The 20003-nt window shown below is 66.4% G+C and carries 15 protein-coding genes; all 15 read left to right on the top strand.

Annotation, left to right across the window (positions count from 1 at the left end):
* The first annotated feature begins 146 nt into the window (after window positions 1–146).
* The 15 genes from ACQPYZ_RS19770 (at window position 147) to ACQPYZ_RS19840 (ending at window position 19972) form a co-directional block, all read left to right on the top strand.
* Window positions 147–1544, top strand: coding sequence for a phage tail sheath family protein (locus ACQPYZ_RS19770; protein ID WP_433157870.1), 1398 nt, complete (start codon window positions 147–149; stop codon window positions 1542–1544).
* A gap of 33 nt (window positions 1545–1577) precedes the next feature.
* On the top strand, window positions 1578–2033 hold the full coding sequence (locus tag ACQPYZ_RS19775; RefSeq protein ID WP_433157872.1) for a phage tail protein: 456 nt from the start codon (window positions 1578–1580) through the stop codon (window positions 2031–2033).
* Between the two features lie 2 nt (window positions 2034–2035).
* A complete protein-coding gene (locus tag ACQPYZ_RS19780; protein WP_433157874.1) occupies window positions 2036–4012 on the top strand; it encodes a phage tail sheath C-terminal domain-containing protein in 1977 nt (658 codons plus the stop codon).
* Between the two features lie 3 nt (window positions 4013–4015).
* Window positions 4016–4639 (top strand): phage tail protein, encoded by a 624-nt coding sequence (locus ACQPYZ_RS19785; RefSeq protein WP_433157877.1) that lies wholly within the window; start codon window positions 4016–4018, stop codon window positions 4637–4639.
* Window positions 4636–5832 carry a hypothetical protein gene (locus tag ACQPYZ_RS19790; protein WP_433157880.1) on the top strand — a complete coding sequence of 399 codons (1197 nt, stop codon included), beginning with the start codon at window positions 4636–4638 and terminating at the stop codon, window positions 5830–5832. The genes ACQPYZ_RS19785 and ACQPYZ_RS19790 overlap by 4 nt, the downstream gene beginning before the upstream one ends.
* Complete coding sequence (locus tag ACQPYZ_RS19795; RefSeq protein WP_433157883.1) at window positions 5832–6005, top strand: hypothetical protein; 174 nt, start codon at window positions 5832–5834, stop codon at window positions 6003–6005. Before ACQPYZ_RS19790 ends, ACQPYZ_RS19795 begins: the two co-directional genes overlap by 1 nt.
* 25 nt (window positions 6006–6030) lie before the next feature.
* Window positions 6031–7083 (top strand): phage late control D family protein, encoded by a 1053-nt coding sequence (locus tag ACQPYZ_RS19800; protein ID WP_433157885.1) that lies wholly within the window; start codon window positions 6031–6033, stop codon window positions 7081–7083.
* A complete protein-coding gene (locus tag ACQPYZ_RS19805; protein WP_433157888.1) occupies window positions 7083–7742 on the top strand; it encodes a phage baseplate assembly protein V in 660 nt (219 codons plus the stop codon). The genes ACQPYZ_RS19800 and ACQPYZ_RS19805 overlap by 1 nt, the downstream gene beginning before the upstream one ends.
* 11 nt (window positions 7743–7753) lie before the next feature.
* Window positions 7754–8575, top strand: a complete 822-nt coding sequence (locus tag ACQPYZ_RS19810) for a hypothetical protein (protein WP_433157891.1) — start codon at window positions 7754–7756, stop codon at window positions 8573–8575.
* A 365-nt stretch (window positions 8576–8940) separates the two neighbouring features.
* Window positions 8941–11661: a DNA/RNA non-specific endonuclease gene (locus tag ACQPYZ_RS19815; protein ID WP_433157893.1), complete on the top strand. Its 2721-nt coding sequence runs from the start codon at window positions 8941–8943 to the stop codon at window positions 11659–11661.
* Between the two features lie 137 nt (window positions 11662–11798).
* Window positions 11799–12101 carry a GPW/gp25 family protein gene (locus tag ACQPYZ_RS19820; protein WP_433157896.1) on the top strand — a complete coding sequence of 101 codons (303 nt, stop codon included), beginning with the start codon at window positions 11799–11801 and terminating at the stop codon, window positions 12099–12101.
* Between the two features lie 18 nt (window positions 12102–12119).
* The gene (locus ACQPYZ_RS19825) at window positions 12120–14297 is read left to right on the top strand and encodes a putative baseplate assembly protein (RefSeq protein ID WP_433157899.1); all 2178 of its coding nucleotides are present in this window, start codon (window positions 12120–12122) and stop codon (window positions 14295–14297) included.
* A gap of 11 nt (window positions 14298–14308) precedes the next feature.
* Window positions 14309–16450, top strand: a complete 2142-nt coding sequence (locus ACQPYZ_RS19830) for a phage tail protein (protein ID WP_433157902.1) — start codon at window positions 14309–14311, stop codon at window positions 16448–16450.
* Window positions 16447–17997 (top strand): hypothetical protein, encoded by a 1551-nt coding sequence (locus tag ACQPYZ_RS19835; RefSeq protein WP_433157904.1) that lies wholly within the window; start codon window positions 16447–16449, stop codon window positions 17995–17997. The genes ACQPYZ_RS19830 and ACQPYZ_RS19835 overlap by 4 nt, the downstream gene beginning before the upstream one ends.
* Complete coding sequence (locus tag ACQPYZ_RS19840) at window positions 17990–19972, top strand: ATP-binding protein (protein ID WP_433157906.1); 1983 nt, start codon at window positions 17990–17992, stop codon at window positions 19970–19972. Before ACQPYZ_RS19835 ends, ACQPYZ_RS19840 begins: the two co-directional genes overlap by 8 nt.
* The last annotated feature ends 31 nt before the right edge of the window (window positions 19973–20003 follow it).

Below are 20003 nucleotides of genomic sequence, written 5' to 3' on the forward strand. Positions count from 1 at the left end.
GGGTCTTCGTCCCGACTGCTGACGGCTCCGGTGCGGGTCCAGTGGGAGATCTCGCACGTCTGGGCCTCCCTGTCGGAGCCAACCCACCGGTCCTCGAGTGGTGCGCGCGTTGGCCCGGATTGGTCGGGGGAAACATTAAGGTCGTCGTGAAGTGGAGGCGTTCCAAGAACATCCAGGACGGCGTCCGGCTGCGTGGAGTTCTGCCTGGCGCTGCCGTGGAGACCGCCGCGCTGGAAGGCAACGGGAGCGCGCCCAGCATGCCCGAGGATCAGGTTCCAGCGAGCTTGAAGATCGTCGAGGTGCAGAACGGTGCCCTCGGTTTCAGCGACGGTGACGGTGGTGTCGACGCTCCCACCGCGGGCCAGGCGGCGTTCCACGTAACGGTCGACGTCGAGGTACACCTCGGCGATCGGCTCGACGTGTACGCCGGCCTCGAACTCGGCTCCGAACACCGACGATTCGTCGGCAGCGTGCTCCAGGACATCGATCCGGCCGATGACACCGCACTGATCTGGCTCCGCACACCCGCCGGCCAACCCGAGCCGGACGCTACGGCCATGCTTGCCGCATTGCTGACGACCGAGGCTGAGGGCACCTATCTGACGGGCGGATCAGACGGAGGCCAACCAGGTGCGGCCGAGCTCGCAGGACAGGTGGCCGAGCTGGACGGCCTCGCCCCGGCGACCGGCCTGGCAGCCCTCGCCGAGATCGACGACATCGCCATCGTCGCGATGCCTGATACCACCAACATGACCGACCTGGACAACGCCAAGACGGCAGTTGATGCGCTGATCAGCCACTGTGAGCAGCAGCGCTACCGGATCGCGATCGTCGACCCGCCAATCGAGAGCTCGATCTCGCAGGTCCGCGCGTTCCGCTCGAAGTTCGACAGCAAGTACGCCGCGTTGTACTACCCCTGGTTGCGCATCGTCGACCCGACCGCTCCGCAGGATCCGTCGATGCCGGCGACCACGCTGGACATACCGCCATCGGGTGCGGTGGCCGGGATCTACGCCCGGTCCGACATCGAGCGCGGGGTGCACAAGGCGCCCGCGAACGAGGTCGTACTCGGCATCACCCAGTTCGTCACCAACGTGACCTACGCGCACCAGGGCGTGCTCAACCCCGAGGGCGTCAATGCGCTCAGGTTCTTCGAGGGCCGGGCGAACCGGGTCTGGGGCGCACGCACCATCTCGTCCGATCCGGAGTGGAAGTACGTCAACGTCCGCCGACTCTTCATCTACCTCGAGCACTCGATCGACAAGTCCACGCAGTGGGCCGTGTTCGAGCCCAACAACGAACGACTCTGGGGCTCGATCCGGCAGACGATCGAGGACTTCCTGATCACGGTTTGGCGTACCGGCGCGCTGATGGGCACCCGCCCCGAGGAGGCGTTCTTCGTCCGCTGTGACCGGACGACGATGACGCAGAACGATCTCGACAACGGCCGGATGATCTGCCTCATCGGCGTCGCCCCGACCTATCCCGCGGAGTTCGTCATCTTCCGCATCGGTCAGTGGACCGCCGACTCGCGGCGCGGCTGACCGGACCGGTGAGACGCAGGACTGGAGGATGAGATGGCATTACGAGACAACCCGTACGGCGCCTTCAACTTCATGGTGAAGCTCGGCGACACCGGCGGGGAGGACCAGATCGCCGGCGGCTTCTCCGACTTCACCGGCGCGGCGGTGGAGGTGAAGTTCTCCGAGTACCGCAACGGCAACGACAAGGAGAACCACGTCCGCAAGATTGCCAACACCCACTCGACGAACGACGTCACGCTCAAGCGCGGCATCATCGGTGACCTCCGGCTCTTCGAGTGGATCAAGGCGACCCGGGAGGGCGCCTACGACGCCCGCACCGTCACCGTCACCTTGCTCGACGAGGCTCGTACCCCCGTCTGCCAGTGGGTACTGCGGACAACGCAACCGAAGAAGTGGACCGGCCCGACGCTGGCCGCCAAGGGCGGCGGCGAGGTCGCGATGGAAGAGCTGGTACTCGCGGCCGAGCGAATCGACTTTGCATCGCTATGAGAGTGACCGGCGCCGAGCTCGGTGCACCCGGCGTCTATCTGACCGAGGTGCAGTCGCCGCCCGCGTTCACACCCGTACGGTTGGATGTCGCGGGGTTCGTTGGCGTTGCCGCGCGTGGACCGGTGGACGTGCCGACACCGGTGAACTCGTGGTCGGAGTACCAATGGTTGTTCGGCGATATCGGTCAGTCACCGGGAGGTCTCGGTACGGCGGTCCACGCGTTCTTCGCGCAGGGCGGCGTACGTGCCCTGATTCTGCGAGTCTCACCGTTGCCGCGGGCATCTGGTGTCGCCGTCGCACTGCACCGACTGACGTTTACCCAGAACGGAACGTCGGTCGACCTGACGTTGGCGGCCCGCAATGAAGGGGCCTGGGGCAACGGCTTGACCATCACCTACACCCTCGGCGCCACGACCCGGTTCACGGCGGGAGCGGGGGGCCGGCAGATTGCGGAGCCGGCCGGTCTCGAGCTACCGCCGGGGACCTTGCTGCGGGTCTGGCTCGACGACGGGCGGCTGCCGACCTTCCGTTGGGTCGAGTCGAGCACGTTCCGAGACGACGGCCGCGGCCGTCGTACTGCCGTTGCAGTACTGGACGACGACCTCGACGGCGTGCCCGAACCTGCAGATGGCGAAGCGTGGCGGCAAAGTCTCGACGTCGACGTCATCACCGCCGGCGTGGTGATCGTGGATCGAGCAGACGACGTACGCCGACAGGAGCGCTTCGACGAGCTCGGGATGTGTCGTCTCCATCCCCGCGCCATCGGCGCCGTTCTCAGCAACGAGTCACTGCTCGTACGGCCAGACGGGCAGTGGCCGGACCGCATCGTTCCACCTGACGTGCGGCTGGTTTCGATCGCTTCGACGCTTGTCCGAGAGGCTGTGGATCGCTTCGACCGCATCGAGCCCGGGAGCTTCTTCGGCGACGTCGCCCCGGAGGAGATACCGATCGGCGGTATCGAACCATGCGATCAGGATCTCGTGCTGCACGGCGTCGACCGGATGACCGTGGAGCCCGAGATCGGCTTGCTGAGTGCGCCGGATCTCCTGTGGGATGCGGTTGTCACACCAGTACAGATCGAACCAGTGCGCTTGCCGACGTACCCCATCTCGCGGCCGTGCGAACCTCCAGAGCTTCCGATCGAGTACGAACGCGTTGAGCCGGTCGCCGTACTGCTGGAAGGCGGCGGCGCGAGCCTCGACCAGGCACTCGTCAGACAGCAGCGCGTTGTGGCGCTCGCGGAGCGGCAGCGCCGGTTCGTCGCGCTGCTCGACGTTCCCGATGGACTCGCATACCGGGACATCACGCGTTGGCGCACTGCCATCGACAGCAGCTACGCGGCCGCGTACCACCCATGGCTGGGCACAGTTGCCGAGAACCGAGCCGATCGAAGCAGCAGACACCTACGAAGGCTTGCGCCCTCGGCCGTGGCGGCGGGGATCACTGCCGGGCGGGAACGCCGGCTAGGCATTCCCTGGGGACCGGCCGCCGAGATCGCCGTCGACGCGGTACGGGCTGCGCGTGACATCGGCGACGCGGAACACGACAACCTGCATAGGCTGGGAATCAACGTCTTCCGCGCCGAGCGCGACGGCTTCCGGTTAGCGGCCGCCCATACTCTCACCCGACACCCGGACCTCCGCCAGCTGAGCGTCCGGCGGTTGATGACCATGCTTGCGCTGGTGCTCGAACGGCAAGGACAGTGGCTGGCCTTCGAGCCGAACACGCCAGGCCTGCGCCGCGAACTGAAGCAAGCGGTGACGCGACTGCTGCGAGATCTCTACCGTGACGGAGCTTTCGCGGGCGCCACTGAAGAAGAGGCGTTCTGGGTCCAGTGCGACGACGCGCTCAACCCGCCGTGGCTTCAGCAACAAGGACGTCTGGTTGCCGAGATCGGTGTCTCACCTGCTACACCGCTGGAGTTCATCGTCCTCCGGCTGAGCAGGGACGCCGCGGGCACTGTCGGTGTGGAGGGATGAGCCGTGTCTGTTCAACAGGTCGAGCTTGTCCAGGCTTTCCGCTTCACGATCGAACTGACCCGAAGCCGTCCCGGCCGTACCCTCGCCGCGCCGCCACAGCTCGACGCTAAGGCATCGGCCGGTTCAGCCGCCGCACCACCCGCTCCTGCCGGCGGGGGTTCCCGGACCGGCTCCACAGCGCAGCCCACGGCCGGAAGTACGCCGGCCGGCGATCGGCTCGGTGACGGCGGGTTCCAGGAGTGCACCGGACTCACGCTCGACGCCGACCTGCGCGACGTACTCGAGGGTGGTTCCAACGACGCCACCGTACGGCGGTTGGGCCGGGTCAAGCATGCACCGATCGTGCTCAAGCGCGGGATGTTCGTTCCGGTCAGCGGCGGCTATGCGGATGTCGCGATCTGGAACTGGATCAGGGCAATGGTCTCCGGAGAGGTTCCGCTGCCGCGGTACGACGGAAGCATCCAGGTGTTCAACCCGTCCTTCACCCAGGTCGTCGCCAAGTGGACCTTCGTCCGTGCGCTCCCGGTGAAAGTCGTCGGTCCGAGCCTCCAAGCGCTGACCGGAGCAGTCGCCGTCGAGGAGCTGCACCTTGCTCATGAGGGTCTGCGGCTGGAGGTCGCGCCATGAGCGGAGAGCTGGTTCGGGCCACGTTGCAACGCTTCGCCCGAGTACCGTCCGGGAAGAAGGATGCAGCCCCGGTCGTCCGGTCGGACGGAGACGCGATCTCGGTGCAGCTGAACCCAGCGACGCTCAAGATCACCCGGCGGAACAACGTCGACCGGGGCGGCGTCACTACCGGTACGCAGAAGGCGCAGCATCCGTCGCAAGAACATGCCACGCTCGCGTTCGATCTCGAATTCGATACCAGCGAACAAGAGGCAAACGGCGAACACGTCGACGTCCGGCAGTGGACCGCGCTCGTGCGCCAGTTCGTCGAGGTGCCGAAGAACAGCGCCACGGCGGCGCCGGCCGTTCGCTTCGCCTGGGGGAGGCTGATCTTCGACGGCATCGTCGACCAGGTCACCGAGGACCTGGACTTCTTCGCTCCCGACGGCACCGCACTGCACGCAAAGGTCAGCTTGAGTATCTCGGAGCAGGACATCACGTTCGAGGCCATGGACTCCGGCAACGGCAAGCGGGATCAGAAAGCGGCGACAGACCCGTCGGCGGCCGGTGGAGCGGCACCGGGCAACTCCGGCACGCGCGATCCCCAGAACATCGTCCAGGCGCACGAAGGCGAGAGCGCCCAGCAGGTGCTGGCACGACTCGGGCGCGACCCGTCCACCTGGCGTGCTGCGATGTCCGGCCTCGACAGTCCGCTCGCCCTCGCCGCCGGGTCTCCAGTGACGATTGGTCCGGAGATCACATCCGGTCTGAACGGCGCCGTGGGATCAGCCACCGCGCAGTTCGCGGCGATTCCGACGACTCGTACGCCGGACGCGTTGGCTGCTGCACTCGGCGACCTGCCGTCGAGCGACTCGCGTAGTGCGGGATTCGCTCTCTCTGCTGCGGGTGGCGTTGCTCGAGCGGAGCAGATCGTGCGCACCCAGGACATCACTACCGAGGTACGACGTACTGCTGCCGGATTCGCCGTACCGCCGGAAGCGTTCGCAGCGGGATCCCTCGATACTCCGATCGACCCGCGGAGCCTGACGTACGGCAGATCCATACCGCTGCAACGGCGGGCACACGCGGCGACTGCCACGCAAGCCGTCCTTGGAGGGTCGTCCGCGGTCGGCGCCAGAGCCCGGTCTGGCGAGCAACGCGACGGTGACGCATCCGGGCCGATACTGCGGTGGAGGCCAGGAGGTGGTGCGTGATGGCGCCCGTCTACGTTCATGAACTGCGGACCGAGATCAGCGAGGGTACGCCGGCGCCACGCGTCGAACCGGACCGGCGCGAGCCTGGTGCACAGGCCGAGGAGACCATTCTTCGCTCCGCTCGCGCTGAGTGGCTCGCGGCGCGTGTTGCCGCGGAGGACTTCGATGACTGAGACGCCCGTACGGGTCGAAGCTCCGGTGTTCTCGGTCGACGGCACACTTGTGCGTAAGTTGGGCCGGGACTGTCTGCGACTCGAGATCCGTGAGGGCATCGGCGGGCTGCGCACGCTCGAGGCGCAGTTTCTCGCAGTCGGCGCCGGCGACGACGGTCCGCCGGCACGCCTGCGCCATCTAGACGGATCGACCATCGACTTCGGCCGGAGCATCAAGGTTGCCATCGGCCCCGTCTCTGCCCAGCGATTCGTGTTCGATGGCGCCATCTCCGCGCTGGAGCTCGAGATCGGTGACGGCGAGCCTCAACGGGTCGTGGTACTCGCCGAGGACGCACTGATGCGGCTACGCATGACGCGCCGGCTGCGTTCCTGGACCGAGATCACCGACGCCGAGATCGCTTCGGATATTGCCCGGGAGCACGGGCTCGACGCCGACGTACGAGCAGACGGCCCTCGTTACGACGTCGTACAGCAGTTGAACCAGAGCGACTTGGCATTCCTGCGCGACCGCGCCCGGCTGATCCAGGCCGAGCTGTGGTGCACCGGGTCAACCCTGCACTTCCGCTCCCGCTCAACCCGGCAAGCTACTGCGGTGACCCTCACCAGAGGTGCGCAGTTGCTCAGCGCGCGGTTCACCGCCGACCTCTCCGCGCAGCGCACCGAGGTGGTGGTCGGCGGGTACGACGCCACACAGCGATCGATGATCAGCGAACGCGCGAACAAGGATGTGGTCGAGGCCGAGGCGATCCCCGGCCGATCGGGTGCCGCGATCGTGACGTCGGCTCTGGGCAATTCCGTGACGGCTCGCGTTCGGGAGGTACCACTGACCTCCGAGGAAGCAGCGGCCTGGGCCAGAGCGGAGATGCTCCGGCGCGGACGGGCCTTCGTCACCGCGACCGGGGTCACCAACGGCACGCCTGACCTCGTGGTCGGCTCTCGTCTGGCACTCCGCTTGGTCGGCGAACCGTTCGAAGGCGAGGGGTACTACGTCACCTCGATCTGCCATCGGTTCGATCTCATCAAGGGATTGCGGACCGAGTTCACCGCACAACGAGCCACGCTCAACCAGGTGGCATGATGCTGCCCCAACCGCGTGACGGCTCCGCACCGGCGTACCACGGCGTCTATCCGGCAGTGGTCACGGAACTGGTCGACCCGAACGCTCTCGGTCGGGTTCAAGTTTCGTACCCATGGCTGGGCAGCGACGGCCTGGACGTGCGTGCCTGGGCGACACTCTGCACGCCGTACGCCGACGACGGGCAAGGGCTGCTCGTACTCCCCGAAGTGGGCAGCCAGGTAGTCGTCGCGTTCGAGGCCGGCAATCTCCGCCGGCCCTACATCCTAGGTGCGGCGTGGAATGGGAAGAAGTCGCTGCCATACGATCCCGAGCGTGCGAACAACATCCGGCTACTGCGGTCCCGCGCCGACAGCCGGCTCGAGTTCGACGACACGACCGGTGCGGCGAAGGTCCGCATCACGATGGCCAACGGCCATGCGGTCGTGCTCGACCAGTCGGCCCAAGAGATCAGCATCACCCATGCCACCGGGTGCAAGATCAAGCTGACGGCGACCGACATCGAGGTCGACGCGAACGTGACGGTCAAGCTCAGCGCTCCGATGGTTCAGGTCGACGCCGCAGTGTCCAGCTTCAGCGGGATGGTGAAATGCGGCTCGCTCGTCGCGGAGCAGTTGGTCACCTCACCGTCGTACACGCCGGGCGTCGGGAACCTCCAGTGACGGCGATAGCGATGCCTCAGGCAACGTCCGCCGTACCCAGAGATGGGCAGCATCCGCTCGCGTTGCGGACGCCGTGGTACCAGTGCGAGCGCTTGAACATCGACCGGTTCCACCCAGGTGCCCGCGCGCCGTACATCCAGCAGTACGACACCACCGACGTCGCCGAGCGGGTGGTCGCGGATCCTCGCAACTCGCTCACCATTCCATCGGAACGCAGGCTGTTCCAGCCCAGCCGTTGCCGCTTCCACGCCGTTGTCATCGAGGTGTTCTGCGACCACGAGGGACTCCCCCGGCCGAACCCGGCGGACGAGTTCACGGTGTCGTTCGCCGTACGTCGGCATCGTGAGCTGGGCGAACAGTCGTGGATGGTCGACGGGCTGGGTGGACAGGGATGGGTTGACGTCGACAGCGACGGTCACCCGCTGCCGGACCGGCCGATCACGCCGGAGGAGCAACTTGATCTGAACGACGCGCTGACCGAGGTAACGGTGCTGATGTGGCGCGTTCCGATCAACTCCGCGTTGTGCGACGCGGCGAGGACGAGGTCGCTCTGGTTCGGTCTCGTCCCGACCTGGTCCCGCGACTACGGCACGCCGTTCGACGAGTCGATCCCGGTCAAGGGCTCCGTCGGTCAGCATCAGTACGACGTCGACTCCACCTACGAGATCGTCTGCCGTGCGATGCGTCCAGGACCCGGACGATGCCCGCCGGATATGTACTGGAGTGGGCCGTCCGACCCGTACCTGCTGGCTTCGTTGTGCGACGAAGCCACTGACGCTCCGGCACCGGAAACCAAGCCGCCCGACCCGCTGTGCTCGGAAGGTCAACAGTGACTATCGCACCGCCTGTCCGCGAACAGCGAGCGGCACGACCTTCACCAGTCCCAGCGACCCCGGCACCGAAGACCGAGGCGCCGCCGAGCCCTGGTGCCCTCGCCGCTGCTTCAGCGCTCGCACCGCCCGCAAAACCGCCTCCAGCGCCCGAGCCACTGCCGCTGGGAGCGCCGCCGCACGAGTTGGCGCTGGTCGGCGGGTCTGCTCTCGATGCACCTGCCGAAGTACTCGACTACGTCAAGGCGCGCCGTGGGGCTCCGGTCCGGGTGCGACTCGGCACAATGGCTGCCGGGACGATCACAGCGCACGCGAATTCCAAGGGTCTGCACACGACGACCACGCAGTCGGTACCTCTGCTCCACTCTATGCTGGCACCACTTCGCGGATCCGGCATCGAGCCTGTTCTCGCGATCACCGTTGATGACAAGGGAGTCAGCGGGTATGCCTCAGTGCGCATCGGGGGTGAGCTGCTCGACATCAAGACGATGTCCGATGCCCTCGGCAAACATGCTGCCCTGATCGGCCTGCGCGGACTGGATTCGTTGACCTTACCCATCGCCATCAACAGGTTGGACGGCCCAACGCTGATCCTCGCGATCGAAGGCCTGAGCTTCAACATCGCCGGATTCCTCCAAGGCACCGGGACGATGGGTCTGCAGAACGAGGCGGTCACCTTCGACGCCAGCGCGACCGGCACGGTACCAGGCCTGGCAACGATCACTGTCCCGATCAAACGTGATGCGGATGGATCGCTGTCCGGGAAGGTCAAGGTTTCGTTGTCGATCAAGGGCCTCGGCGGCGAGATCGAGGCGTCGTACGCACATGGTGTCGTGGACGTGATCGGGACAGTCCGCTACGCGAACGAGAAGTTCGACGGGAGTGTGACGATCGCGGCGACCGACATGGAGACCGCCAAGTCACTGGCTACCGCGCGCACACCGGCCGAGGTCAAGACGGTCGCTCCGGCCGCTGAGGGAACCAAGCCACACGACGGCGCCGCTACTCCAGTACCTGCATCCACCGCGCCTCCAGCCGCGACCGGCTCCGGTCCGGCGCCGGGCGGAGCCGTCGCCGCGAAGCCTGGCAAGCGCGTACTCGTCGGCTGGGGCACCGTGAACGTTCGGCTCGCAGATTGGCTCACCGGCGAGGCGAGCGTGCTGGTGGATGCCGATGCCGACGTGACCATCGTCGGCAAGATCACGCCGAGGATGACCGGTCCCCTGTTCCCGCAGCGGGACTACAAGTATCCGCTCGCAAAGATCGAGGTGCGGGCGATTTACGGCTTACCCGTCGTCGGAAACGTCTTCGTGTTCGCGAACGTCGGCCTGGAAGCGCTGGCGAAGTTCGGCCCGGCCACCTTGACCAACCTCGAGATGACCGGCACGTGGTCGACGAAACCGTCCGTACTGCAGAGCTTCGGATTGACCGGCACGCTCAACATCTCTGCGTTCGCCGGCCTGCGACTGATCGCCGAAGGCGGTGCCGGGCTGCAGATGCTCGACCACGACATCAAGATCGGCGTGGCGCTCGGCGCGCTGGCCGGCATCCGCGGGTACGTCGACGCGACCCCGCGAATCGGATACCGCGAGATTGCGGATCCTCAACTTGGCAAGAAGGGTGAGTTCTTCCTGGGTGGCCACCTGGACATCGCGGCGCAACCGTTCCTGCAATTGGGCGGCGACTTGTTCGTCGACCTCGACAGTCCGTGGTGGTCACCTGCGCCGGACAAGCGGTGGACGTGGCCGTTGGGACAGTTGGAGTACCCGTTGCCAGGCGAGTTCGGTATCGGCGCCGACGTGGAGCACGTGCTGGGCTCCGGCAAGATCCCCGAGATCAAGTTCACTCCGGTCGCCTTCGACGCCAGCCGTTTCATGAACGACCTGGTCAACGACCACGTCCCGCCCAAGAAGGCCCCACCCGCTGACAATAAGGGCACCTGGAACGAGACCGGCTCACAGACCACGACCGGCCCAGCCGGCACCCCGCCCCAGATCAACGCAGACGCAGCCAGACCGGTCGCCGCGAATACCGGCGCCGGCGTGAAAACCCCCGCCGACCAGGCCCAAACCCCCAAACCCGAGACAGCCGCCAACGTCAAGAAGGCCATGGCGGTCTACGCGGGACTGATGGAGGATGCCAGAACTCATCCGGCGAGTGATGGCGAGATTGCCCTGCTACTCGGAAAACTCAAGTCCGCCGGATTCGGACTAGTCGACGCAGTGCGCGAGGGCGCCAGGTGGCATGTGCGAACAAGCATCAACCCGAAGGTCGAGACGCAACTGAATGCGGCACCTTCCGGCGACGAAGGCCGTCCGAACCTGAAGACCGGTGCCAGAATCGAGTTCCTCCAGGCAAGCAAGGGGCCCGTAACCGTACAAGGCCTCGAGCTGACGACTTCGAATGGCGTCCGGATGTGGATGATCAAATACACCAGTGCGAAGGAGTCTGGAGCGCGCAACGCCTTTTCGCGCGGCAGCCTCACGTACAAAGTCATCCAGCCGCCACCAGTCAGGGCTGCCGTCATTCACGAGAGATTCGACGACCAGCGCGGCACCCTCATTGACGCCGAAGTCGGCCTCAGCCCACGTCGAGAGGTGGCCCAGCAGCGACCGGGATGGGACGTACTGAACGCAGAGGGCCGGGCCGGTTGGGATCATGCGCATCTCCTCAGCGGAACGCTCGATGGTCCCGGCCTGAGGTGGAATCTCGTCCTCGCGGTCAGACAGGTGAACAGAAGCGAGATGGCGCTCTACGAGAACTATCTTCGCAGGAACGTCTCCGAGGGCCTGCGGTTCAGGTTCGTAGCGAGAGTCGAGTACCACGATGCCGGTGCACCCGGCGAGGCGGAACACCAGCAGATCAATCCTGCGTTCAAGATCACAAACTTTGCCAGGATGATCAGCATCAGATATTGGCAACTGAAGGACGGTGGGCAGACACCGGACAAGTCCACGGAAAAGAGTCACCTCCTCCAAGGCGTTCGACTCCCGCACCTCTCCGAACTGACCGGATATGACTCTCCAGGGGTGAAGGCCGCGCCACCCATTAACCGCGGGCCTGCGAAGAAGCCAGACACGCTTGGGTGACGGTGGGAGCGGACGATGGGGCTATGGGGTTTGGTGAGGTGGTTGTCGGGACTCGGTCGCCGGTGGACGGGTGGCTGGGGACGGGGGTGCGGCTGCCGCTGCGACCGGTGGACGGGCGGCTCGGGTGGGTTGACGGGATGGAGCTTGTGCGGCAGGCGATCGAGACGATCCTCGACACCGAGCCTGGCGAGCGGCTGATGCTTCCGGGCTTCGGATGCGGTCTCCGCCGCTATCTGATGGCGCCGAACACGGTGTCGACACGCGCGGCGATTCAGCACGATGTCGAAGCGGCGCTGACGGCGTGGGAACCACGGATCAGCCTGGTCCAGGTGTCGGTGACTGCGGACAAGAAGCCCGCCCTGGTGTGGATCGACATCTCGTACGTCCGCACCGCGGATCTGCGCGCCGACAACTTCGTCTACCCGTTCTACCTCCAGTAGCCGAGCAACGGTGCAACCATGACCATCACCGGCCCGATCCTCGACGATCGCACGTACGAACAGCTCCGCGAAGAACTGATCCGCCGGATCCCCGTCTACACGCCGGAATGGACCAACTACAACGAGAGCGACCCCGGAATCACGCTGGTCGAACTGTTCGCATCCCTGGGCGAATCGCTGCTCTACCGGTTCAATCAGCTCCCGGACACCACCAAGATCGCCTTCCTGAACCTGCTCGGCGTCCGGCCGCGACCGCCACAGCTGGCTCGTGCACTGCTCACGGCAACAACTGAACGGCCCGCGGGGGTACAAATTCTCCGTAGTACCCGCGCAACAGCTGGACCGGTGGAGTTCGAGACTGTCAACGAGCTCTACGCCTGGCCACTTCGTCTACTTGCTGTGGGCAAGATCGTCGATCCCACCACCGAGACTGCCCTCGACGCACGCGAACTCCGTCGTCGGAACGACGCCGACGCTCGCCAGCGGGTTGCGCTGGGTCTCGATGCCTCGCAGGTGACAGACCAGACTCGGTTCTATCACGTACAGAACCTGCCGGACGACCCAACCGGCCCTGAGCCCGCGCTCAACGTGAGTGAGACCGCCGACCAGTCCTTGTGGCTCGCGCTCGTTGCCGATCGCCCGTTCGAGGCATCGCAGCTAGCCGGCCGGAACCTCTTCGTCGGCGTGGCGTTCGACGAGCAGCTCCCCACACCCTTCAGCCTCGTGCCGGTACCTGCCGGGGAGGGAAAGAAGTGGATCAGTAGTGAGCTCACCCCGAGTCCACCCGAGACTCGCTGGGATCTGTGGAGTCCAGATCAGGCGATGGTCTCCCTGAAGGTGATAAGCGACAGTACTCGCGGCATGACGACCACCGGAGTGGTCGCCATCGAAATGCCGCAGAGCTTTCCGACTCAATCCCAGGGAGCACCAACGTCCGGCGACTTCCATTCCCCGCCGCCGTTGGACGATCCAGAGGTCGCCGGCAACGCCATCGCGTGGTTGCGAGCACGACGTCCGCAGACCGAGAACGACGGTATTCATGACATCCGCTGGGTCGGTCTGAACGCCGTACAGGTCGAGCAGGCAGTCACGGCGCAACCCGAGCTGCTCGGGATCGGCACCTCGGAATCTGGTCAGGTCTTCCAGTTGACCAAAGCTCCGGTGCTCGCCGGAACGGTCGAGCTCGACGTCGAGGAGAACGACGGCTGGACAAAGTGGACAGAGGTGGAAAGTCTCGCGACCAGCCGGGAGAGCGACGCCCACTTCAGTGTGGATGCACAAACGGGACTGGTGCAGTTCGGAACGCGCAGCAAGGTACCCCCGATGGGTCAGCGCGTGCGCGTTGTCACCTATCGGTACGGCGGCGGTGCCGCGGGCAACGTTCCGCGTGGCGCGATCACGGCATTGACCGGCGTGCCCTCGGTCACTGTCACGAACGTGCTGCCGGCGCGCGGTGGCGCGGACTCGGCGACGCTGGCCGAAGCGCTCTCGGAAGTGCCGGCGCGCGTTCACCGGCGCGACCGCGCGGTAGCTGCGGAGGACTTCGCCTCGCTGGCGCGTGAGGTGAGTGGGGTCAGCCGTGCCGACGTGCTCCCGCTGTTCCATCCGGATACGCCAACGATCCGGAGGGCGGGGGCTGTGAGCGTCGTCATCTTTCCCGACGAGGATCTCCGCAACCCGGCGGCGCCCCTTCCCGACACCGATCTCCTCCGGCGAGTGGCGACGTACCTCGACCCGCGGCGCCTCATCACCACGGAGCTGTACGTCGTGCCGCCGACGTACCGCGAGATCGGCGTCGCGGTGGGGATTAGGATCAAGGACGGGTACCAGGTCGATGCGGTACGTCGATGGGTGGAGCTCCTGCTGCAGCAGTACCTCGCTCCGCTGCCGCCGTACGGCCCGTCCGGTCAGGGATGGCCGCTCGGTCGAGCAGTACGCCGGGCTGAGCTGGAAGCCATCGCCGTACAGGTTGACGGCGTCGATTCCGTCGAAGGCGACCTTCAGCTCGCGCGGCGGGTCGGCTCGACGTGGGAAGTACAGCAGACGGTGGAGCTGAGTCCCTGGGAGGTGCCACAACTGTCGGCCATGACAGTGGTCCGTGGTACGCCGCTACCGGCAGGCACCGGCTACACGCCACCGCCCGATCCGACAAAGGATCCGGTTCTGGTCCCGTTGCCGCCGGAGGTATGTCGATGAGCCTCACGACAGTGTCCGCGGTCCTGCCCGGCGGGTTCAGCCGACTCTCGGAAGCGGACCAATGGTTCCGCTGCCATCACGACGGCACCAGCCTGCTCGATGATGCCCGCGGCTTCCAACTCGCCTGGACGGTGCCGACCGATACGCGCGACGACACCACAACCGCGGCAGCCGCGGGACTCGCGCTCGACCATTGGGGACGTGCGTATCGAAGCCAGCCGGCGCAGGGGAAAGTCGTCGTTCTGCCACAGTCCGCCCTCGAGGCTCGTCACGACGATGCTGCTCACACCGGTGCGCTCGACACGCCACTCGGGCTCGCGATTGACAAGGCTCAGCGGCTGTATGTCGCCGAGAACGGCCGGGCGCGTGTCCTGGTGGTCGACTTGTGGTCGCGGCGATTGTTGCGCGCCGTACTAACATCAGGACGACCGCTCGACGTGGCGGCAGCAGGGTACGGCATACTCGCGCTGATCGACGGCCCTCCGTCGCTCGTTGCTGTCCGAGGCCGCCGAGGCCCCATACCTGCAGGCACCGTCACACCTCCGCCCGGCGCCGGCACGATGCGGCCGACGCGCTTGGTGCGCCATCCCACCGCCGGAGTCCTCGTACTCTGGACCTCGTCTTCCGGGCCTCGGTCCATCGTCTGTACGCCGGAAGGTCGTCGCGCACTGTCGGTGCCTGGAGCAACCGATCTCGAGGTGGACGGCAACAATGCGCTTGTGGTCGCATGTGGACCAGGCCAACCATTCCTCGCCTGGCGCGACGACGCCGGCGACTGGACCGGCATCGAGCCCCTGGCGGCGCCGGGGTATGACGGCGCCGCGCTCGGCACCGACAGCGACGGAACCATCGTCTACACCACTGCGCAGGGAATGGCGCGAGTCGCGGGGAGCGCCGCGGTGTATCTGTCCGCCGGCAGGCTGCTGACCTACCGACTGGACTCAGGTACGTACCGAGCCCACTGGGGTCGAGTCTTCATCGATGCCTGCGTACCCGCGGGCACCACGATCCGCCTCGCCGCTCTGACCACCGATGAGGACGAGGTCGTGGATCCGTTGCCGCCGCGTGCGCCGGCTCACGAGTCCAGAGTCGTGCCGTACGCCGACCTTACGCCGCCGCTTCCGCCCGCCGAACTCGTCAGCAATCTCACGGACCAAACAGCTCAGCCGATGTACCGCAGGTTGACAGGCCGCGAAATCCCCTGGGAGCAGATCCCGAGCGACGACCGCCACGAGACGTACGAAGCCGCCGTGAATGCGCCACCGGGTCGGTATCTGTGGCTCGTCGTCGACCTGGACGGAAACACCCGGGCGACCCCGCGGGTGCGGGAGATCCGGGTCGAGAAGTCCGGGCATCAGCTCGGTACTCAACTGCCACGCGGCTGGACCCGCGACGAGTCCGACGCAGACTTTCTGCAGCGGTTCCTCGCACCTGCTGAGGGCCTGCTCCGCGATCTCGACGGTCGAGCGGCGCAGCGGTCGGCTCTGCTCGACCCGTTAACCACACCCGTCGAGGCGCTCGACTGGCTAGCTGGATTCCTCGGCCTGGTGCTCGACCGCCGCTGGCCGTTGGCGTCGCGGCGCGAACTCGTGGGCGAGGCCTACGACCTCTATCGCCTGCGAGGCACGAGAGCCGCGCTCGAACAGCTCCTCACGATCTACCTGCGTCGGCAGGTGACCATCGTGGAGAACTGGCGGCTCCGCGGCCTGGGCGGCTCCGTACTCGGGCTACCGGCCGCGGGGGGACGTGCACCGTTCGTTCCCGGCGCCGGGCGTGCGGTCGAGCCACTCGGATGGTTCAGCGTCGGCGGATCGCTGCCGGGACCTGACGAGGTACTCACCGAGGACGACGAGACAGCTCATCGGTTCACGGTCGTCCTGCCCACACCGGTTGATTGCGACCGACGCGAGGTCCTCGACTCGATCATCGAAGCGCACAAGCCGGCGCATACCCGGGCTGACATCTGCGAGTTCGGCGCGGGAATGCGCATCGGCCGGTTCCGCACCGGCCTGACGTCGTTCGTGGCACCGGAGTCCGGCTGGGTCCCAGAGATCACCGGTCAGGTACTGCTCGGGATCAACGGCATCGTCGGTGTTCCCGACACTGCGGCGCGGATCGACGACAGTGCGATCGGGCGGGTGCGGGTCGGATGAACACTACTGATGCTTCCGTCCTCCAGATCGACGAACTGTCGACCAGGCTCGTCGGTGTTGCGCGGACGGCGGACGCGCAACGGTGGCTCGACACGACTGTGCACGCAGTTGTCGACGATCACCTGCCGCGGGCCCTTGCCGCCTCAACGCTGCCAGCGGGCCTGTGGTTCATCCGCGAACTGGATCTCGCGCTCGTGTGCAGGGGGATCAGTCGCTTCCCGGATCTCGCACCGCAGTACGCACAAGCCGTTCTCGACACGCTGACTCGATCGATCGGTATTGATTCGGAGTGGATCCACTTCGATAACGAGGTACAACTGCTGGCCGCCTTTCTCGTCGATGTGATTGCGACTCGCACTGACAATGCGTGGATCTGGTTGCAGGCCGGCCTGATCAATGGTCTGCCCGACATGGCAGATCCGGCGCGCTGCGTCCCGGTAGCGTTGTCTCGGCTTCCCCATACTGCCCTGCACGGCTTTGCAGAGGCAGTAGCACGACGCGGAGTACCAGCGATCGACCGCGCGTTGGGCGACACCGGCTGGACAGCCGTCGCCACTGTCATTGGTGCGCCTGCGTTCACTCGCACTATCTCGAGCAACACCGCGGCGGTCGCGCGTGTATTCGCGAAGCACATCGCGTCGGATCGCAAGCCGACGTACCACGCGGCCACGACGGCGACGGCCACGGATCGTGCTGCATCCAACCGAACCGTGGCAGATTCAGAACACGTCCTGGAACTGCTCAGAAGGTCGAGTCTTGCCGCATCGTTCCGGGACTCAAGGCTGCGCCCGAGCCACCCAGTCGCGACGGCCTGGGCATGGCTGATTGTCCAGGAGGTAGAGCCCGCCCTCGCGGAGTCACCGGCAGGCCCATCAACAGTCTCCGAGATAGCCGGCCGACTCATTCGGCGACTCCGAGCGGACGAGATCGCGCTGTCTCCTCCACAAGGCGATCTTGTCAACGCGGCCGGTACCTTAGCAGATCCTCGCCCCATCCAGGTCGACCCACCAGACGCCATAGCGGAGCGGCCGCTGGCGTGGAGCCAATGGGCAGGACTGCCGTATCTGCTCGCAACCGCCGCAGATGCGGGGCTTCCGGACTGCATCGACCGCGATCCGGTTCTGTCGCAGCGAGGTCTGCGATGGTCGTTGTGGTACGTCGGGACGCTGCTCACCGGGGCGCCGGCCGACGATCCCGCCGTACTGGCGCTCGCCGGTCTGAACAGCGCCAACGCCGCAGACCTTCTCGCAGAACGCCCAGCGAATCCTGCAGAGCGTCGGTCCGTGGCCAGATTGGCGTCTCGTTGGCGGCGTATCACCGTAAGCCGTCTGCGGGCCGTTGGCACGGAAACTCTTCCGAGCTCCCTTCCGGCACAGCTGCTGGATTGGTTGATCCACCGCGGAGGACACATCGACGCGACGCCCGGCTGGATCGACGTGGTGTTTCCTGTCGCGACCGTCGAGCTGGCGATCCGTAGGGCCGCCCTGGACCTCGACCCGGGGTTCGTTCCTTGGCTCGGAACGGTGGTGACATTCCGCTATGAGTGAGCTCGATTCAGCCACCCACTCAGTCATCAACGCCTTGGCCCAGCATGTCGACGCCATCAAGGACGAACGCTCGTCCCGCTGGCTCCTGCAATGGCTCCAGGACCACCCGCGTGCCTCACCGGAGACGGAGGCCGGCGGCCTCGAGCGCCTGCGTGACCGGCTCGGCCTCGTGACAGTCGAGTTACAACTCATCGCGCTCGCAGGACTGCCGGACGACGACGCCGGCTTCGCCTCGATCTTGAGGCGCCTGCACCCCAGGGCCGAGGGCCGGCCGACCGTCGGGCTGGCGCTCCGATTGCTTGATCCGCCGTACGGTGAACGTGCGGCCCTCGCCGTGGTGCACGGCGGCGCCGCGATCGTCGCGCGGGCCCTCGAGATCACCGGAGACTCTGCCTTCAGCGAGCGATCGCTGACCCTGCCAGAAGGTTTGTGGCCCGCACTGCGCGGACTGGAGACGACCGCAGCAGACCACTGCATAGATGTCGACGGTCTCCTTCCCGGACTCGAAAGATGGCTCGAGGAACCACTCGTCGACGACGCGGTGACGGCATTGCGAGAATCGGCGCGTACGGTGATTCTCGTCCTGGCCAACGACGAAACGGTTGCGCTCGGACGATGTGCGGCCCTCGCTGCTGCAGCCGGCGCTCCGCCGTTGGCGCAGCGCTGCGCACCCGACGATGTGCTCGCACTCGCCCGCCTCTCTGTGGTTGCTGTTGCCCGCGGTTGCCTGCCGATCGCCGTAGCGTTTCAGCCGGACGCGTTGGCCGGACCAACGCGTGGCCTGAACCCGGCACTCGTCACTGGTCCGCTCATCGTCGCCGCGCCTGCCGGATCCGTGTCGCTGGTCGGACCCGATCCGATCATCGGCATCACGGTCGCTCCGATCTCGCTGGCCGAGCAGCGCCGAGCATGGAGTTCGGCGTTGCCCGATCATCCGGAGGCCGCCGCCGAGCTTGCGTCCAGACACTCGCTCGACCCCACCACGACCGCACAGCTCGGGGCCGATCTAGGCCGCCGGCCGGACAGCACGGACCCGGCAAAGCTCCGGACCGCCGTTACCGAGTCCATCCGGGCCCGTGCCAGCGCTGCGTTGCCGGCTGGTGCCCGGCTCACCACGCCCGACGCCGAGTGGGACCGCTTGGTTCTGCCTTACAAACAACCCGACGTCCTGGCCGAGGCGGTGTCGCGGCTCCAGCATCAGCAAACCGTTCTAGAGGATTGGGATCTGGCTCGCATCGCCCGCGCGAATCGCGGCGTACGGATCCTGCTGAGCGGCCCGCCCGGAACCGGCAAGAGTCTGGCCGCAGAGGTGGTGGCGACCGCGATCGGCACCGACCTCTTGGTAGTCGATGTTGCCAACATCGTGTCGAAATGGCTGGGCGAGACCGAGAAGAACCTCGGCGCGGTATTCGATGTCGCCGAGCGTACACAGGCCGTACTCTTGCTCGACGAAGCCGATGCCCTCTTCGGCAGCCGGACCAGGATCGGCGACGCACACGATCGCTACGCCAACCTTGAAACCGCCTATCTCCTCCAACGGGTTGAGCACTTCAACGGGCTGGTCGTCCTCGCGACCAACCTCCGCCAGAACATCGATCCCGCCTTCAGCCGGCGAATGGACTACGTCCTCGAGTTCGAACTGCCCGACACCGACAGCCGACTGCGGCTCTGGGAGATCCATCTACCCGCGGTGATCCGGGGCGCAGACGTCGACCTGGACGAGTTGGCCCGGCGGCATGCCGTACCCGGCGGCTGGATTCGGAACGCCTCGATCGGCGCGGCGTATCTGGCTGCTCGCGAAGGCGCCGCCGTCACCCAGGACCAGCTGCACACCGCGCTACGCCGTGAGTACGCCAAGGACAGCCGCTCGATGCCCGAGGACGCACCCCGGACCCGGCAGGCAGCCGGCTCGCTGCCGCGCCCGGACCGGAGAGCGATCCAGGCCATCACGGCCGCACGGAAGGAGTCGACATGACCACTGATCCGAATGCATCGACACTCGGCCC

Origin of the sequence: Kribbella sp. CA-247076, assembly GCF_050942445.1 — a bacterium.
GTDB lineage: Bacteria > Actinomycetota > Actinomycetes > Propionibacteriales > Kribbellaceae > Kribbella.

What these genes read in the sequence shown, in the direction of transcription:
- ACQPYZ_RS19775 (WP_433157872.1), top strand. Translation starts at nt 1,578, where the DNA reads ATGGCATTACGAGACAACCCGTACGGCGCCTTCAACTTCATGGTGAAG.
- ACQPYZ_RS19790 (WP_433157880.1), top strand. Translation starts at nt 4,636, where the DNA reads ATGAGCGGAGAGCTGGTTCGGGCCACGTTGCAACGCTTCGCCCGAGTA.
- ACQPYZ_RS19795 (WP_433157883.1), top strand. Translation starts at nt 5,832, where the DNA reads ATGGCGCCCGTCTACGTTCATGAACTGCGGACCGAGATCAGCGAGGGT.
- ACQPYZ_RS19805 (WP_433157888.1), top strand. Translation starts at nt 7,083, where the DNA reads ATGCTGCCCCAACCGCGTGACGGCTCCGCACCGGCGTACCACGGCGTC.
- ACQPYZ_RS19810 (WP_433157891.1), top strand. Translation starts at nt 7,754, where the DNA reads ATGCCTCAGGCAACGTCCGCCGTACCCAGAGATGGGCAGCATCCGCTC.
- ACQPYZ_RS19815 (WP_433157893.1), top strand. Translation starts at nt 8,941, where the DNA reads ATGCTGGCACCACTTCGCGGATCCGGCATCGAGCCTGTTCTCGCGATC.
- ACQPYZ_RS19820 (WP_433157896.1), top strand. Translation starts at nt 11,799, where the DNA reads ATGGAGCTTGTGCGGCAGGCGATCGAGACGATCCTCGACACCGAGCCT.
- ACQPYZ_RS19825 (WP_433157899.1), top strand. Translation starts at nt 12,120, where the DNA reads ATGACCATCACCGGCCCGATCCTCGACGATCGCACGTACGAACAGCTC.
- ACQPYZ_RS19835 (WP_433157904.1), top strand. Translation starts at nt 16,447, where the DNA reads ATGAACACTACTGATGCTTCCGTCCTCCAGATCGACGAACTGTCGACC.
- ACQPYZ_RS19840 (WP_433157906.1), top strand. Translation starts at nt 17,990, where the DNA reads ATGAGTGAGCTCGATTCAGCCACCCACTCAGTCATCAACGCCTTGGCC.